At 71.0% G+C, this 15,566-nt stretch carries 15 protein-coding genes; 7 read left to right on the forward strand and 8 right to left on the reverse strand.

The window, feature by feature from the left end:
• Together N415_RS12585 and N415_RS12590 are read right to left on the reverse strand one after the other, a co-directional pair.
• Window positions 1-891: ATP-dependent helicase (locus N415_RS12585; protein WP_152531351.1), on the reverse strand; the 891-nt coding region annotated here is incomplete at its 3' end.
• The gene (locus N415_RS12590; protein WP_068181797.1) at window positions 888-4,013 is read right to left on the reverse strand and encodes an ATP-dependent DNA helicase; all 3,126 of its coding nucleotides are present in this window, start codon (window positions 4,011-4,013) and stop codon (window positions 888-890) included. The genes N415_RS12585 and N415_RS12590, both read right to left, overlap by 4 nt.
• 76 nt (window positions 4,014-4,089) lie before the next feature.
• On the opposite strand from N415_RS12590, the gene N415_RS12595 reads away from it, so the two are divergent.
• From N415_RS12595 to N415_RS12605, 3 genes are read left to right on the forward strand one after another with little or no spacing between them, the layout of a single operon-like run.
• Window positions 4,090-4,287 (forward strand): hypothetical protein, encoded by a 198-nt coding sequence (locus N415_RS12595; protein ID WP_068181800.1) that lies wholly within the window; start codon window positions 4,090-4,092, stop codon window positions 4,285-4,287.
• Window positions 4,284-5,081 (forward strand): alpha/beta hydrolase, encoded by a 798-nt coding sequence (locus N415_RS12600; RefSeq protein WP_068181803.1) that lies wholly within the window; start codon window positions 4,284-4,286, stop codon window positions 5,079-5,081. Before N415_RS12595 ends, N415_RS12600 begins: the two co-directional genes overlap by 4 nt.
• Before the next feature lie 2 nt (window positions 5,082-5,083).
• Window positions 5,084-5,392 carry an MGMT family protein gene (locus tag N415_RS12605; RefSeq protein ID WP_068181806.1) on the forward strand — a complete coding sequence of 103 codons (309 nt, stop codon included), beginning with the start codon at window positions 5,084-5,086 and terminating at the stop codon, window positions 5,390-5,392.
• Window positions 5,393-5,518: 126 nt separating this feature from the next.
• On the opposite strand, the gene N415_RS12610 is transcribed toward N415_RS12605, so the two are convergent.
• From N415_RS12610 to N415_RS12620, 3 genes are all read right to left on the reverse strand, one after another.
• Complete coding sequence (locus N415_RS12610; RefSeq protein WP_068112877.1) at window positions 5,519-6,373, reverse strand: TIGR02569 family protein; 855 nt, start codon at window positions 6,371-6,373, stop codon at window positions 5,519-5,521.
• A 36-nt stretch (window positions 6,374-6,409) separates the two neighbouring features.
• On the reverse strand, window positions 6,410-7,591 hold the full coding sequence (gene moeZ, locus N415_RS12615) for an adenylyltransferase/sulfurtransferase MoeZ (RefSeq protein WP_068181810.1): 1,182 nt from the start codon (window positions 7,589-7,591) through the stop codon (window positions 6,410-6,412).
• A gap of 156 nt (window positions 7,592-7,747) precedes the next feature.
• Window positions 7,748-8,773, reverse strand: coding sequence for a DUF3152 domain-containing protein (locus N415_RS12620; protein ID WP_068181813.1), 1,026 nt, complete (start codon window positions 8,771-8,773; stop codon window positions 7,748-7,750).
• Window positions 8,774-8,944: 171 nt separating this feature from the next.
• Between N415_RS12620 and N415_RS12625 the strand changes: the two genes are divergently transcribed.
• The gene (locus N415_RS12625) at window positions 8,945-9,631 is read left to right on the forward strand and encodes a TetR/AcrR family transcriptional regulator (protein ID WP_068181989.1); all 687 of its coding nucleotides are present in this window, start codon (window positions 8,945-8,947) and stop codon (window positions 9,629-9,631) included.
• Here the strand turns inward: N415_RS12625 and N415_RS12630 are convergent.
• Entirely contained in the window at window positions 9,618-9,890 is a 273-nt protein-coding gene (locus N415_RS12630; protein ID WP_068112228.1) for a DUF3107 domain-containing protein, read from the reverse strand. The genes N415_RS12625 and N415_RS12630 overlap by 14 nt on opposite strands.
• Before the next feature lie 219 nt (window positions 9,891-10,109).
• On the opposite strand from N415_RS12630, the gene N415_RS12635 reads away from it, so the two are divergent.
• On the forward strand, window positions 10,110-10,805 hold the full coding sequence (locus tag N415_RS12635; RefSeq protein WP_152531352.1) for an MmpS family transport accessory protein: 696 nt from the start codon (window positions 10,110-10,112) through the stop codon (window positions 10,803-10,805).
• 1 nt (window position 10,806) lies between these two features.
• On the opposite strand, the gene N415_RS12640 is transcribed toward N415_RS12635, so the two are convergent.
• On the reverse strand, window positions 10,807-11,526 hold the full coding sequence (locus N415_RS12640; protein ID WP_068181818.1) for a ferritin-like fold-containing protein: 720 nt from the start codon (window positions 11,524-11,526) through the stop codon (window positions 10,807-10,809).
• A gap of 247 nt (window positions 11,527-11,773) precedes the next feature.
• On the opposite strand from N415_RS12640, the gene N415_RS12645 reads away from it, so the two are divergent.
• Together N415_RS12645 and N415_RS12650 are read left to right on the forward strand one after the other, a co-directional pair.
• On the forward strand, window positions 11,774-13,291 hold the full coding sequence (locus N415_RS12645; RefSeq protein WP_068181820.1) for a DEAD/DEAH box helicase: 1,518 nt from the start codon (window positions 11,774-11,776) through the stop codon (window positions 13,289-13,291).
• 15 nt (window positions 13,292-13,306) lie between these two features.
• Window positions 13,307-14,521, forward strand: a complete 1,215-nt coding sequence (locus N415_RS12650) for a lipase chaperone (protein WP_068181824.1) — start codon at window positions 13,307-13,309, stop codon at window positions 14,519-14,521.
• 93 nt (window positions 14,522-14,614) lie between these two features.
• On the opposite strand, the gene N415_RS12655 is transcribed toward N415_RS12650, so the two are convergent.
• Window positions 14,615-15,415 (reverse strand): ParA family protein, encoded by an 801-nt coding sequence (locus N415_RS12655; protein WP_068181828.1) that lies wholly within the window; start codon window positions 15,413-15,415, stop codon window positions 14,615-14,617.
• Window positions 15,416-15,566 lie beyond the last annotated feature (151 nt).

Raw genomic sequence — 15,566 nt, forward strand, 5'->3', positions numbered from 1 at the left:
GCCACCGCCGCCGAACAGCGCCGAGAGCGCGATTCGCTGGGCATGCCCGGTGTCCTGGTACTCATCCAGCAGCACCACCCGGTACCGGTTCCGCAGCTCCTCACCCACCTGTGGGAAGGCCACCGCCAGCCGCGCGGCCGACGCCATTTGCATGCCGAAGTCCATCGCCTTCGCGGCGTGCATCCGCTCGTGCAGCGCGTCGAGCAGCGGCACCAGCTCGGCGCGCTCGGTCTGGGTGGCCAGCAGCCGCAGCAGCCACTGGCTGGGCCCCCGGTCGCGCTGGTAGGGGCCGGCCGGCAGCGCGTGGATCAGCCGTTCCAGCTCAACGTGGGTGTCGCGGAGCTGGTCGGTGTCGACGAGGTGCTCGGCCAGCTGTCCCCACAACCGCAGCACCATCGAGGTGACCGCGGCCGGTGTCTTGTCGGTGCGCAGCTCCCCGCGGTACCCGCTGACGACGTCGAAGGCCAGCTGCCACAGCTCGGTCTCGCCAAGCAGCCGGGTGTCCGGCTCGACCGGCAGCAGCAGGCCGTGGTCGCGCAGCAGCGAGCCGGCGAAGGCGTGGTAGGTGCTGACCGTCGGGCTGCCTTCCGGGTCGAGGGTCGCGCCGAGGCCGATGCCGGCCAGCCGGGCCAGCCGGGAGCGGACCCGGCGCAGCAGCTGGCCGGAGGCCTTGCGGGTGAACGTCAACCCGAGCACCTGGCCGGGTGCGGCGTAGCCGTTGGCGACCAGCCACACCACCCGCGCCGCCATCGTCTCGGTCTTACCGGCGCCGGCCCCCGCGATGACGACCAGCGGCCCCGGCGGCGCGGCGATGACGGCGGCCTGCTCGTCGGTGGGCGGGAAAAGGCCCAGCGCACAAGCCAATTCGGCCGGGGTGTAGCGCGGGCTCACGACGCCGCCCCGTCGACGTGGGCGGGGCAGCACCGCCGGATCGGGCAGTGCGTGCAGCCGTCGTTGCGCCGGGCGATGAACTGCGGCCCAGCCGTCGCGTCGGCGGCCCGCCGGACCAGGTCGCGCCATTCGTCGCGGGCCGCCGCGGTCAGCGGATCCTGCTCGCGCACAGTGGCGCCGCCGGCCCCCGTCTTGCCGACGTAGACCAGCCGCGCGCCGCCCGGCTCTTCGCCCGCGTCGATCATGCCCTCGGCCACCGCCAGCTGATACATCGCCAGCTGCGCGTGTTGTTGGGCGTCGTCCTTGCTGACGGGCGACTTGCCGGTCTTGATGTCGACGATCACCAGCCGGCCGGCCGCGTCGCGCTCCAGCCGGTCGACCTGCCCGCGCAGCCGGATCTCGCCGCCGTCAGCGCGCGGCTGCGTCAGGGTCCCGTCGAGGCCCACCTCGACGCCGACCTCGGTCAGCTCGCCGCGGGTCTGCGCCCGCCACGCGACGAACGCTTCGACCATGGCGCGGTGGCGGGCCAGCTCGTTGGCCGAATGCCACCGCGCCTCGAATGGCAGGTGTTGCCACGCGCGGTCCAGCTCGGCGAGCAGTTCCGATTCCGTTTTGGCCGGTTCGGCGATCAGCGCGTGCAGCACCGAGCCGATGGTGGAGCGCAGGTCCCGCGCGTCGGTTCCGCCGTGCCGCTCGGCCAGCCAACGCAGCGGGCAGTCGCTGAGCGTCTGCAGGGTCGACGGCGTCAGCGTGACAGGGTCGGCGGCGGCGCGTAACGGTTCGGTGGTGCTGACCGGGATAAGGCCGTGCCAGCCGGCCGGGTCGGCGCCGGGCACGCCGGCTTTGGCCAGCCGAGCCAATTGCGTTGCCGCGCAACGGCGCGCGGCATCGTCCACGGCTCCGTCGGGCGCGCACACGACGCCACGCAGCCGGCCGACCAGCGCCGCCGCGGACAACACTCGGGGCGCCGAGACCGGTTGTGCCGCAACGGGATCCCCGTCGGACCACTGCGCGATTTCGGAGAAGAACGCCGAGGGCAGCGCGGCGTCCCCGTCCGTCCCGTCCGTGTCGCTGTCCACCGCCGTCACCAGCAGCCGGCGGCGCGCCCGGCCCATGGCCGCCACCAGCAGCCTGCGCTCCTCGGCCAGCAGCGGAGCGCGCACCGAGGCGTCCCCGGTGACGCCGTCGAGCGCGTCGAGCAGCCGTTGCGTGTTCAGCACGCCGCCGCGCGGAACGGTGTTGGGCCACAACCCTTCCTGCAGGCCGGCGATGATCACGAAATCCCATTCGTGTCCCAGCGCGGCGTGGGCGCTGAGCACCCTGACCTGCTCCGCCTGCGACACCGGCTCGGGGTTGGCGCCGGGCAGCTGCAGCGCGGCGACGTGCTCGACGAGCCCGCGCAGCGACGCGCCGGGCGTGCGGGACACGTACTGGTCGGTGACGTCGAACAAGGCGGTGACGGCCTCGAGGTCCCTGGTGGCCTGGGCGCCGGCGGGGCCGCCGCGCTCGCTGGCCGACAGCCAGCGGCGCTGCAGGCCGGACCGATGCCAGGCGGCCCAGAGGGTGTAGCGCGGGTCTTGGCCCTCGCCGTGGCAGCGCGCGGCCGCGTCCAGGACGGCCCGCACCCGACCCAGCGCGCGGGCGTGCGGCCCGGGCAGGGGCGCGTCGGCCTGCAGGGCCGCGACGAGAAGGTCGCCGAGGTCGTCAGGCGCACGATCGGCGTTGGCGCGCCGCAGGGTTCGGCGCAGTTGCCGCAGCGACACCGGGTCGACGCGGCCGATGGGTCCGGCCAGCAACGCCAACGCCTGCTCACCGTTGAGCCCGTCCGCGGTGGCCGCCAGCGCCGTGAGCAGCGCACGCGCCGCCGGCTCGTCCGACAGCGGTCCGCTTGACGCGGGGGCGGCCACGGGGACGCCGGCGGCGGCCAGGGCGCGCGGCAACCGCGCCCCGGCGCGGGGCACCGACCGCACGATGACGGCCATCTGCGACCACGGAATCCCGTCGATCAGGTGGGCACGCCGCAACGCGTCGGCGATCAGGGCCGCCTCCGCATGCGCCGACGCGGCCAGTCGGGCGGTGACGGATCCCTCGTCGGGCCCGACGCCCTCGATGCACCTGCCCGCGCCGCCGCCGGGCAACCGGCGCGCGATGCCGCTGACGGCGCGTGCGACGGCGGGCGCGCAGCGATGGGATGCCGCGAGCGTCACCGACGGTGAATCGTCGGTCAACAGCCCCGACGCCTCGCCGCCCCGGAAGCCGAACACCGCCTGGTTGGGATCACCGGCGACCAACGTCACCTCGGTGCCGGCGGCCAGCACCCGAACCAGGCGGGCGGCCTGCGGGTCGAGCTGCTGGGCGTCGTCGATCAGCAGGACGCGCACCCGGGCACGTTCGGCCGCCAGCAATTCCGGGTCGACGGCAAACGCCTCCAACGCGGCCCCGACCAACTCGGCGGCGCCGAGCGCCGGCGAGGTCGCCTGCGGCGCCGCCGTCCCGACCGCCGCGCGCAGTAGCATCACCTGCTCGTACTGCCGCGCGAATTGGCCCGCGGCGGCCCATTCGCCACGCCCGCGCAGACGTCCCAGCCGCTCCAATTCCTGCGGGTCGACGCCCCGTTCGGCGCAGCGCGCCAACAGGTTTCGCAGCTCGGTGGCGAAGCCGGCGGTGGCCAGCGCGGGCCGCAGGTGGGACGGCCACGCGCTCGCCGCCCGGGGCCCGTCTTCGAGGTCGCCGGCCAGCAGTTCGCGGATGATGGCGTCCTGTTCGGCGCTGGTGAGCAGCCGCGGCGGCGGATCGCCGGCGCGCTCGGCGGCCCGGCGCAACACCGCGTACGCGTAGCTGTGCACGGTGCGGACCAGCGGCTCGCGCACCGCGGCACGGCCCGCGGCATTACTTGATCGCAGCAGCGCCGTCGTCAACGCGCTGCGCGCCCGCGGCCCCATCCGCCCGGAACCGGTAAGCAGCAGAACCGATTCCGGATCGACACCCGCGCCGATCTGGGCGATCGCGGCGTCGACCAACAGGCTGCTCTTGCCGGTGCCGGGCCCGCCCAGGACACGCACCCGTCCGCGCAGGCCGGGCGCCAGCACAGCGCGGGCCTCGTCGTCCCAGGTGTATGACATGGCTGCATGCAATCACGAGGGTCTGACAGCTTCCGGGATACTGGACCCGAGAAACCGAAACGCGAGGAGGGGATGGATGAGCAACGGTCCCGATGACGTGGTGCCCGAGGCGGACGCGGCCGAACAGCGCCTGCCCCTCGACCCGGAGGAGGAGGCCGGCCTGGACACGGCCTACCTCGACGCCGCCGCAGATCGCGATGCCAACGAGGCGGACGTCATCGAGCAGGCGTACATCGTCCCGGTCGACGACGACTGGGACGACTCCGCCGGGTGACCGCCGACCTGCACGTCCACCGTTACGGCCCGGGTGGTCCGGTGCGGATGCTTGCCCTGCACGGGCTGACCGGTTACGGCGGGCGCTGGCAACATCTGGCCGGCTATCTGCCCGAAATCGCAATCGCCGCACCGGATTTGCTCGGCCACGGTCGATCGTCCTGGGCGGCGCCGTGGACCATCGACGCCAACGTCTCGGCGCTTGCAGCGTTGCTCGACGACGCAGCCGCCTCTAAAGGAGGGGCGCCGGTGCTGGTGGTCGGGCACTCGTTCGGCGGGGCACTGGCGCTGCAATTGGCCGCGGCTCACCCGGACCGGGTGGCGGCGCTGCTGCTGCTCGACCCGGCGGTCGGGCTGGACGGTGGCTGGATGCGCGACATCGCGGAGGCGATGTTCTCCTCCCCCGACTACCGCGGCGCCAGGGAGGCCCGCATGGAGAAGTCCGTCGGGTCCTGGTCGGACGTGGACCCCGCCTGGCTCGACACCGAGATCGACGAGCACCTGATCGAGCTGCCCAACGGGCGTTACGGCTGGCGCGTCAGCATGCCGGCCATGATGTCGTACTGGAGCGAGCTGGCCCGGGAGGCCGCGCTGCCGCGGGTCGGAACGGCGACGACGCTCGTGCGGGCCAAGCAGACGTCGCCACCGTACGTCAGCGACGAGTTGATCGAAGGACTGCACGGGCGTCTCGGCCCCGATTTTCGGTTGCTGGATTTCGACTGCGATCACATGGTGTCGCATTCCCGGCCCACCGAGGTCGCGGCGTTGATCCGCGAGCTGCTGAAAGACCACTGACCGTGGCGCCGGTGACCGACGAGCAGGTCGAGCGGGTGCGTGCGCTGGTCGCGGCGATCCCCTCCGGGCGGGTCGCCACCTACGGCGACATCGCCTCTGTCGCAGGGCTTTCCAGCCCCCGTATCGTCGGGTGGGTGATGCGGACCGACTCCTCGGACCTGCCCTGGCACCGGGTGATCACCGCGTCCGGGCGCCCCGCGCGGCACCTGACCACCCGACAGCTGGAGCTGCTGCGCGCCGAAGGTGTGCTGGCCGTCGACGGCAAGATCGCGCTGGCCGAGGTCCGCTACGAGTTCCCGCGCGGGAGTTAGCGGCGACTGGGCCGTCCAGTGTGCATTCACGGCTTTGAGTGTGAGTCCACGGTGCAGATTTCGCGGATCTACCGCCGCCCACATGCACTCAAAGCCGTGGGTTCACACTCAAGCGTGTGACTAAGGCTAGAGCACCAGCCGGACCAGGGCCGCCGTGCGGGCCAGGCCCGGGAACGCCTCGGCCGTCGACCGCGGGTGCAGCGCATGCACCGCCAAGCGAAACATCAAGGCCCGCAACAACATCTGCGGCCACTCGGGCAGCGCGTTCCAGCGTTCGATGAGCCCGTCGTCGGCCTCGCCCCAGGACAGCGCGTCGACAACGACGACACCCGCCGCCCACGAGGCGGGCCGCCAGTAAGGGGTGATGTCGGTGATGCCCGGCGCCGCGGTTCCGATGAAAAGCACTGTGCCGTAAAGGTCTCCGTGGACCAGCTGGTTGGGACTCTTGGTCGGCTTGCGCAGCGTGGCGAGCTGGTTGATGAGCTCGACCGACTTCTCGGCGTCCGACGACGGCGGTGCCGTGCGCGCGCCCGGCGGCACCGACGCGAGCGGCCGTTCTTCCCACGCGGCCCGGTCGGCGGCGATGAAGACGTCGACGTCGCCCCACGGCGCGGTCGGGCCCTGGGTCAGGAAGCGGGGGCGTTCCAGCTTGCCGGTCGCCTCGTGCAGGCGCACCGCCGCCGAGACGACCTCGTCATGCCGCGGCTCGGGCGTCCCCGCAACGAAGGTGTCGGCCCGCCACCCGGACACCACGTAGCGCCCGTCGGTGGAGCGAACCGGCCGGGCCAGCCGGACGCCGTCGACGAACAATGTCTCGCGCACCCGGGCCGACCAGGCCGCGCGGGCGTGGTCGGCGACGATCGACAGCACGACCTCGCCGCACCGCCAGCCGCCTTCCCAGCTTGCCCCCAGCGGGATTGGCTTCACGCCCGTCAAACCAAACGCCGCCAGCACATGCTCCGGCGGTGGCTCGACTGTCACACCGGTAGCGTAATGGAGCCGATCGGCGGTATCGGGTCAGTACATCACCATGTCGGGCTGCATCTGTTGGGCCCACGCCACGATGCCGCCCTGTAAATGCACCGCGTCCGAGAATCCGGCTTTCTTCACCGCGGCCAGCGCCTCGGCCGAGCGCACGCCGGTCTTGCAGTACAGCACGGCCTTGCGGTCGTGAGGCAGCTGCGCCAGGCCCTCACCGGAGCTGATCAGCGACTTCGGGATCAGCTGGGCGCCGTCGATGTGGTTGATGTCCCACTCCACCGGCTCGCGAACGTCGATCAGGGCCAACTTGGTGCCGGAGTCCAGCAACGCGCGCAACTCTTGCGGGGTGATGGCCGATCCGCCGGCGGTGACGTCCGCGGGCGCCCCGCCGCAGAACTCCTCGTAATCGGCGAGCCCGGTGATCCCGGGCGCCGTCGGGTCCTTGCGGATGCGGATCGTGCGGTAGCTCATCTCCAGCGCGTCGTAGATCATCAGCCGGCCCAGCAGCGACTCGCCGATCCCGGTGATCAGCTTGATCGCCTCGGTGCCCATCACCGACGCGATGGACGCGCAGATGATGCCCAGCACCCCGCCCTCGGCGCAGGACGGGACCAGCCCGGGCGGCGGCGGCTCCGGATAGAGGTCGCGGTAGTTCAGGCCCCTGCCGTCGGGGGCGTCCTCCCAGAACACCGACACCTGGCCCTCAAAGCGATAGATCGACCCCCACACGTGTGGCTTGCCGGCCAGCACCGCCGCGTCGTTGACCAGATACCGGGTGGCGAAGTTGTCGGCGCCGTCCAGGATCAGGTCGTACTGGCGGAACAGGTCGACCGCGTTGCGCGGCTCCAGCCGGAACTCGTGCAACCGCACGTCGACCAACGGGTTGATGGCGGCGATCGATTCGCGCGCCGACTGGGCCTTCGACCGCCCGACGTCGGCGACGCCGTGGATGATCTGGCGCTGCAGGTTGGACTCGTCCACGACGTCGAAGTCGACGATGCCGATGGTGCCCACGCCCGCCGCGGCCAGGTAGAGCAACGCGGGAGCGCCGAGCCCGCCGGCGCCGATCACCAGCACCCGGGCGTTCTTCAGCCGCTTCTGACCGTCGACGCCCAGGTCGGGAATGATCAAGTGGCGGCTGTAGCGGGCCACCTCGTCGCGGCTCAACTGGGCTGCGGGCTCGACCAGCGGCGGCAGTGACGTCTCGGATGTCGACACCGGACAACTCCTCGGTAGCTTCTCTTTTCCATCACAGCAGTTGGGCCAAGCAACGGCAAACAAGCACGGTCGCTTCCCGGCCGGACTCCCGCGAACGCCGCGCTGGCGTGACGCTCGAGGCCGAGGGTCACGCTGGCGTGACGCTCGAGGCCCGAGTCAGGCGATCGGATACGGCCAGGGGTTGAACCGGCAGGTCTTCCCGTCGGCCTTGACGAAATCGGGGTCGAACTTGGCGGCGTCGTCGTTCGACGTGGAGAACGTCTGCTGCATCATCACCGGCGCCAGGCCGCCCTGCTGCTCGCAGGGCTCGTGACGCACGTACCCGATGGCGTGACCGACCTCGTGGTTGATCACGTACTGCCGATACGAGCCGACGTCGCCCTCGAAGGGCACGGCGCCGCGCACCCAGCGGGCCTCATTGATGAAGACCCGCGCCTGCCGGTCGGGTCCGTAAACCGGGTTGTAGCAGGACGTCTCCAGCCGGAATTCGTAGCCGCACCCGCCGCGCACCGTGACCGGGGACACCAGCGAGATCCGGAAGTCGGGCTTGCCGTTATCTATCCGGACGAAGGCGAACTGCGGGTTGTGCGTCCAGCCCTTGGGATTGCCGAGCGTCTGGTCGACCATCTCGGCGAAGGCCTCGTCGCCGCCGAACATCGTTGGGTCGATGCCGTTTTCGACCTCGACGGTGTACTTGAACACCTTGGCGGTGCCCTGGCCCACCTGGGGCATCGTGCCGGGCACGACATGCCAGGTCTTGTCCCCCGCCTCGGTGAACGGCCCGCCGTCCGGCAACGTCCCGGCGGGCAGGTTGGCGTCGAAGGCGGCGAGCCCGCGGGGTGGCGCGTCGATGATCGACGTGCCCACCGCGCCGATGTCCGGTGTGCCCTGGATTGATTGCGCGGCCGTCGGTTTCGGCGCGCTGGTTCCGGTGACGGTCTGATAGATCACCAACCCGGTGAGCACCGTCAAAACGGGCAACGCGTACGCCCGCCAGCCGTAGGTGGAGACGAACCGTCCCAGCCACGTTTGCTTACGCCATTGGCGCGGCCGCTCGCGGTCGGCGCGGGTCCGTCCGACCCCCGGACCGATCGGGTCACGAAGCGCGCGAAGTGGTTCTCGCCACTCGTCGCGCACCATGGGAACCCGACCGGTGCCGCGCACGGGCCGCTGGGACGTCATTGCCCCAGGATTGCACAGCTGGCACGGTGGCCGCCCTTGGCGCGCCCGAATGCGGCGCGCGACACCGCGTCTGCCAGCGGCGACGGCGGCGATGACGATCGCGAACGCAGCATGGGTAGTAATGTCTTTGCGACGAGCCGCGAGCGGCGGCGACAACCAGATGAGGACTCGATGAGCGATCTCGCCAAGCCGGCGGCACGACGCGCCGTCAAACCGACCGACCGTAGTCGGCCGGGCGATGGCGTCGTGGCCGCCAACCGGCGGGGCAACCGCTTGCCGCGCGACGAGCGGCGGGGCCAACTGCTGATCGTCGCCAGCGACGTCTTCGTCAACCGCGGCTATCACGCGGCCGGCATGGACGAAATCGCGGATCGGGCCGGTGTCAGCAAACCGGTTCTGTACCAACACTTTTCGAGCAAACTCGAGCTGTACCTGGCGGTGCTGCACCGGCACGTCGACAACCTGGTCTCCGGTGTGCAGCAGGCCTTGAGCACCACCACGGACAACCGGCGACGGTTGCACGCGGCCGTGCAGGCGTTCTTCGACTTCATCGAGCACGACAGCCAGGGCTACCGGCTGATCTTCGAGAACGACTACGTCACCGAGCCCGAGGTCGCCGCGCAGGTGCGGGTCGCCACCGAATCCTGCACCGACGCCGTGTTCGATCTGATCAGCGCCGATTCGGGCCTCGACCCCCACCGCGCCCGGATGATCGCGGTGGGGCTGGTCGGCATCAGCGTCGACTGCGCCCGGTACTGGCTGGACTCCGACCGCCCGATCTCCAAGGCCGACGCCGTCGACGGCACCGTGCAGTTCGCCTGGGGCGGGCTGTCACACGTGCCGCTTACTCGCCCTTAGCGCCCTTTCCCGCGTGCTTGCCGGCCGTCTCGGCCCCGATCCCGAACCCGACCCGGCGGGCGTCCGCGACACCGATTTCGACGTAGGCGATCTTGGAGCTCTGAATCAGGAAGCGTCGGCCCCGCTCGTCGTTCAGGCTGAGCAGGCCCGAGCTGTCGCGCAGCGCGCCCGCCACGAGCTCTTCGACTTCGGCTTGCGTCTGCGTACTGGACAGGACCAGCTCCCGCGGACTGTCCGTGATACCGATCTTGACCTCCACGGTGGCCCCTTCCGTTCGTATCAATGGCGTTGAAGTCGTCAGACGTGTCAGCAGCAGGCTAGTGGACGCGCCTTCACCGCATGTCTCCCCGGCCCCCCGGTTCGCGGTAAGCGAACCGCGGCCCGACCGAAGATAACGATTCGCTCCCAGCTCGGCCAACATGGCGTTCGTCGACCAGTCGCCCATAGTCACATCGGTAACATCGGCACCATCAGAAACATGCTCACCGATCGTCTCGGCCCGGTTTACGACTACCCCGACGACGACTACGACGGAGCCGACACCGAGGACCTGGGCGGCTACGGCGACCTCGCCTGGCCGGCCGACACCCGCTGGCGCCCCGCCGCCGCGATCCTGGGTGCGGTGGTGGCCCTGGGCGCCGTCGCGACCGCCGTCATCATCAACAGCGGCGACAGCGCGTCGACGAAGGCGACCGTCGGGGCGCCGCAGCCCCGGACTTTGACCTCCGCGCCGCCCGCACCCAGAACTCCGGTCGCCCAGCCCAGCCCGTCGCCGACCACATTGCCGCCCGAGACGGTGACCACCCTGGCCCCACCGCCGAGCGCGTCCACCACCACGCTGCCGACGCCGACGCCGACCGCGGCGCCGCCCCCGACGGACGCACCGCCGCCGGTCGTGCTGAACCCGCGCACCGTGATCTACAGCGTCACCGGCACGAAACAGCTGCTTGACCTGGTCAACGTGGTGTACACCGACGCCCGCGGCTACCCGCAAACGGAGTTCAACGTGTCGCTTCCTTGGTCGAAGGTGGTCGTTTTGAACCCGGGTGTGACGACGGAGTCGGTGGTCGCGACCAGCTTCATGGGCCGGCTCAATTGCGCGATCGTCAACGCCGCCGGTCAGCCGGTGGTGTCGTCGGCCAACAACGGCGTGATGGCGACCTGCACCCGCTAGATCAGCTCAGGCCGAGTTCGCGCATCCGCCGGTCGTGCGTCTGCTGCAGGCGGTCGAAGAACGCGCTGAGCTGACCCAGGCCGCCGGGGCCGGACACCACCAGGTCGACGAGCTCGTCGTGCTCGGCCAGCACGTACTGGGCCTGGGTGATCGCCTCTCCGAAGAGCCGGCGGGACCACAGCGCCAGCCGGCTGCGTTGCTTGCCGCTGGACGTCACCGCGGCCCGCACCTCGGCGACGACGAACTGCGAGTGCCCGGTTTCCGACAGCGCCGCCCGCACCACGTCGGCGATCTCGTCGGGCAGCCCGTCGGCGATCTCCAGGTACAGGTCGGCGGCCAGCGCGTCGCCTACGTAGGTCTTCACCAGCGCTTCCAGCCAGGTGCTGGGCATGGTCAATCGGTGGTAGTTCTCCAGCGCCGAGACGTACTTCGCCATCGCCGACACCACGTCGACCCCGCGGCGTTCCAACGCGTCGCGCAGCAGCTCGTAGTGCTGCATCTCGGCGGCGGCCATGCTCGCCATCGAGATCCGTCCCCGCAGGTCGGGGGCCATCCGCGCCTCGTCGGTGAGCCGGTAGAAGGCGGCGACCTCGCCGTAGGCCAGCACCGCGAACAACTCGTTGACGCCAGGGTGATCCGCCGACAGCCGGGAGGCGGGCGAATCGTCCACCTGATCGGCTTCCAGGTCGGCTCCGGAGGGCCCGGAAAGGGGCGGGGTCATGGCAACACTCTAGTCGGCGGGTTTAGCACCAAATGGGCGCCAGCTTTCGACCAGCTATCATGGACGCAGGTATTGGCTGAATTTTTATCGCCGCCAGTATCTGCGAAATGTGCGTGCACAGCTGGCCCAGGATCTTCGGGCCGCGACTCGGCGACGTATTCGTAGTCGGAACTCGTGCGCGCGTGACCGCGACAGAGAACACCGACACAACAGGCGAATAACGTCACCGAAAGGCTTTCACCCGCGTATGACCGCACCCACCAGCACAACTGAACTCACCTTTGCCAAACTCGGCGTCCGCGACGAAATCGTCCGCGCACTGTCGGAAAAGTGCATCGAGAGCCCGTTTGCCATCCAAGAACTGACCCTGCCGCTGGCCCTCGCCGGCGACGACGTGATCGGCCAGGCCCGCACCGGCATGGGCAAGACCCTCGCGTTCGGCGTGCCGCTGCTGCAGCGCATCACCGCCGGCGTCGGCGTCCGGCCGCTCAACGGCACGCCCCGCGCGCTGGTCGTGGTGCCCACCCGCGAGCTCTGCCTGCAGGTGACCGAGGACCTCGCGGCCGCCGCGAAATACCTGACCGCAGACGACGACCGCCGGCTCTCCGTGGTGTCGATCTACGGGGGACGGGCCTACGAGCCGCAAATCGAGGCGCTGCAGACCGGCGCCGACGTTGTGGTCGGCACCCCCGGCCGGCTGCTCGACTTGGCCCAGCAGGGCCACCTGCAGCTGGGCGGGCTGTCCATGCTGGTGCTCGACGAGGCCGACGAGATGCTCGACCTGGGCTTCCTGCCCGACATCGAGCGCATCCTGCGGCAAATCCCCGAAGACCGGCAATCGATGCTCTTCTCGGCGACCATGCCGGGCCCGATCATCACGCTGGCCCGCACGTTCATGAACCAGCCGACCCACATCCGCGCGGAGGCGCCGCACTCGGCGGCCACGCACGACACCACCGAGCAGTTCGTCTACCGGGCCCACGCGCTGGACAAGGTGGAGCTGGTCAGCCGTGTGCTGCAGGCCGAGAGCCGCGGCGCGACGATGATCTTCACCCGCACCAAGCGCACCGCGCAGAAGGTCGCCGACGAACTGGCCGAGCGAGGGTTCAAGGTCGGCGCCGTGCACGGCGACCTGGGCCAGATCGCGCGGGAGAAGGCGCTCAAGGCGTTCCGCACCGGCGACATCGACGTGCTCGTCGCCACCGACGTGGCCGCCCGCGGCATCGACATCGACGACGTCACCCACGTCATCAACTACCAGATCCCCGAGGACGAACAGGCCTACGTGCACCGGATCGGCCGCACCGGGCGCGCCGGCAAGACCGGGGTCGCCGTCACCCTGGTGGACTGGGACGAGCTGCCCCGCTGGACGATGATCGACAAAGCCCTGGGTCTGGAGACCCCGGACCCCGCCGAGACCTACTCCAGCTCGCCGCACCTCTACGACGAGCTGGGCATCCCAACCGAGGCGGGCGGCACGGTCGGCTCGCCCCGCAAGTCACCGGTCAAGCGCCGCGAGACCGAACGCGACGGCCGCCAGGGGTCGGAAAAGGCGGAGAAGTCCGGCCGCTCGCGCTCCGGCGCGCGGCGACGGCGCACCCGCGGCGGTCAGCCCGTCACGGCACACCCCGCCGCCACCAACGGCGAAGCCCCGGCGGAGACGACGTCCGGCGCGCCCACCGGCACCTCCGGGAGCAGCCGGCGCCGCCGCCGGCGCCGCAAGCCCGCCGACACCCCAAGCACCGCAGCCGCCGCAGCCAACTGAGGCCCGCGCCGCCGCATGGTCAAACCGGAGCGCCGCACGAGGGGCGACATGTTGGCCGCGGCGGCGATCGTGATCGTCGTCGCCCTCGTGGCGGCGCTGATCTGGTGGACCAGCGACGCACGGGCGACCGTCAGCCGCCCCGCCGCCACCCCGGCGCCGGCCCCGACGCCCGCCCGCGAAGTCCCGGCCACCCTGAAGCAGCTGTGGACCGCGCGAAGCCCCGGCACCACCGCGCCCGTCGTGGTCAGCGGGACGATCGCCACCGCGGACGGCCGCGAGGTCGACGGGCGCGACCCGGGCACGGGCCAGTCCCGCTGGAGCTACGCGCGCGACACGGACCTGTGCGGGCTGTCCTGGGTCTACCACTACGCCGTCGCCGTTTATAAGGACGACCGCGGGTGCGGGCAGGTCAGCACGCTCGACGGCGCCACGGGCCGGCGCGGCGCCGCGCGCAGCGGCTACGCCGACCCGAGCGTGCGCCTTTCCTCCGACGGCACCACGGTGTTGTCGACCGGCGACACCCGGCTCGAGCTGTGGCGCTCCGACATGGTCCGAATGCTGGCCTACGGCGAGACCGACGCCCGGGTGAAGCCGTCGGCGCGCGGGCTGCACTCGGGGTGCCGGCTGATCTCGGCGGCGGCCAGCTCGTCGGCAGTGTCGGTGCTAGAGAGCTGCGCCCAGCAGGCCGACCTGCGGCTGGTCCTGCTGCGCCCCGGCAAGGAAGACGACGAACCCCAGCAACATGTCGTGGCAGAACCCGGGATCGGGGCGAATTCGGGCGCCCGGGTGCTGACCGTCTGGGAGAACAACACCGCGGTGTACCTGCCGTCCCCGCAACCCAGGGTCGAGGTCGTCGACGACACCGGCACGACCGTGGCGAGCACGCTGCTGGCCAAGCCGCCGACGAAATCGGCGGCGGTGTCGCAGACGGGCAACCTGGTCACCTGGTGGACCGGCGATTCGTTGATGGTGTTCGAGGCGAGCAACCTGACCCTGCGCTACACGATCGCCGCGGGCGAGACGACCGCGCCGCTGGGCCCGGGCGTCATGATGGCCGGCCGGCTGCTGGTGCCGGTCACCGGGGCGATCGGCGTCTACGACCCGCTCAGCGGCGCGAACGAGCGCTACATCCCGGTGAATCGCGCGCCCAGCGCCGCCGCGGTCGTCCCGGCCGCTTCGGGATCGCGGGTGTTCGAGCAGCGCGGCGACACCGTGGTGGCGCTGGGCTGAGCCCGGCCGTCGCGTGTGAATCCTGGGCGGCGACACGCCGAGCGGCCGCGCCGTCAGCTCACACGGAAAGCCGTCAGCTCACACGGAAAGCCGTCAAATCTCGACGGCGAACGTCGGCAGCGGCTTGCCGGTCTTCCAGTGCTTGAGCAACGCCTTCGCCAACTCGGCGTAGGCCACCGCGCCCTTGTTCTTGCGCCCCGCCATCACCGACGACCCCGAGGCGCTCGCCTCGGCGAACCGCACCGTGCGCGGGATCGGCGGGGCGAGCACCGGCATTTCGTAGCGGTCGGCGACGTCGAGCAACACGTCGCGGGTGTGGGTGGTGCGGGAGTCGTACAGCGTCGGCAAAGCGCCCAGCAGCCGCAGGTCCGGGTTGGTGATCTGCTGGACGTCGGCGACCGTGCGCAGGAATTGACCGACGCCGCGGTGCGCCAGCGTCTCGCACTGCAGCGGCACGATGACCTCGTCGGCCGCCGTCAGCCCGTTGAGGGTGAGCACGCCCAGCGACGGCGGGCAGTCGATGACGACCACGTCGAACTGGTCGGCGAGCTTGGCCAGCGCGCGTTTGAGCGCGTATTCGCGGCCGGCCCGCATCAGCAGCATCGCCTCGGCGCCCGCGAGGTCAATGTTGGCCGGCAGCAGCGTCATTCCCTCCATCGTGGTGACCAGCGCGGCGCTCGGTTCGACCTCACCGAGCAGGACCTCGTGCACCGACACCGGCAGCTTGTCGGGGTCCTGGCCGAGCGAGAAGGTCAGGCAACCCTGCGGATCCAGGTCCACGAGCAGCACCCGCCGGCCCTCGTCCGCCATCGCCGCCCCAATCGAGGCGACCGTGGTCGTCTTGGCGACCCCGCCCTTCTGGTTGGCCACCGCCAATACCCGGGTCTTACTCATGAGCGCGGCTCCTCCTCATCGCTTCGTCCCCCGCAAGCGGGAGGTACCCCCACTGCATCGTCACCGCGCGGTCACGAGCGCCCGCCCCTCCTTGTTGCCACGGTCACAGTGCCCATCCTGGCATGTTCGGTCGCCATGCGCTCTAAGCAAC

The organism is Mycobacterium sp. UM_CSW (genome assembly GCF_000455205.1).
In the GTDB taxonomy this organism is placed as follows: domain Bacteria; phylum Actinomycetota; class Actinomycetes; order Mycobacteriales; family Mycobacteriaceae; genus Mycobacterium.

Coding starts and splice junctions, on each gene's coding strand:
- N415_RS12595 (WP_068181800.1), top strand. CDS start 4,090: ATGAGCAACGGTCCCGATGACGTGGTGCCCGAGGCGGACGCGGCCGAA.
- N415_RS12635 (WP_152531352.1), top strand. CDS start 10,110: ATGCTCACCGATCGTCTCGGCCCGGTTTACGACTACCCCGACGACGAC.
- N415_RS12650 (WP_068181824.1), top strand. CDS start 13,307: ATGGTCAAACCGGAGCGCCGCACGAGGGGCGACATGTTGGCCGCGGCG.
- N415_RS12640 (WP_068181818.1), bottom strand. CDS start 11,526: ATGACCCCGCCCCTTTCCGGGCCCTCCGGAGCCGACCTGGAAGCCGAT.
- N415_RS12645 (WP_068181820.1), top strand. CDS start 11,774: ATGACCGCACCCACCAGCACAACTGAACTCACCTTTGCCAAACTCGGC.
- N415_RS12620 (WP_068181813.1), bottom strand. CDS start 8,773: ATGACGTCCCAGCGGCCCGTGCGCGGCACCGGTCGGGTTCCCATGGTG.
- N415_RS12655 (WP_068181828.1), bottom strand. CDS start 15,415: ATGAGTAAGACCCGGGTATTGGCGGTGGCCAACCAGAAGGGCGGGGTC.
- N415_RS12590 (WP_068181797.1), bottom strand. CDS start 4,013: ATGTCATACACCTGGGACGACGAGGCCCGCGCTGTGCTGGCGCCCGGC.
- N415_RS12625 (WP_068181989.1), top strand. CDS start 8,945: ATGAGCGATCTCGCCAAGCCGGCGGCACGACGCGCCGTCAAACCGACC.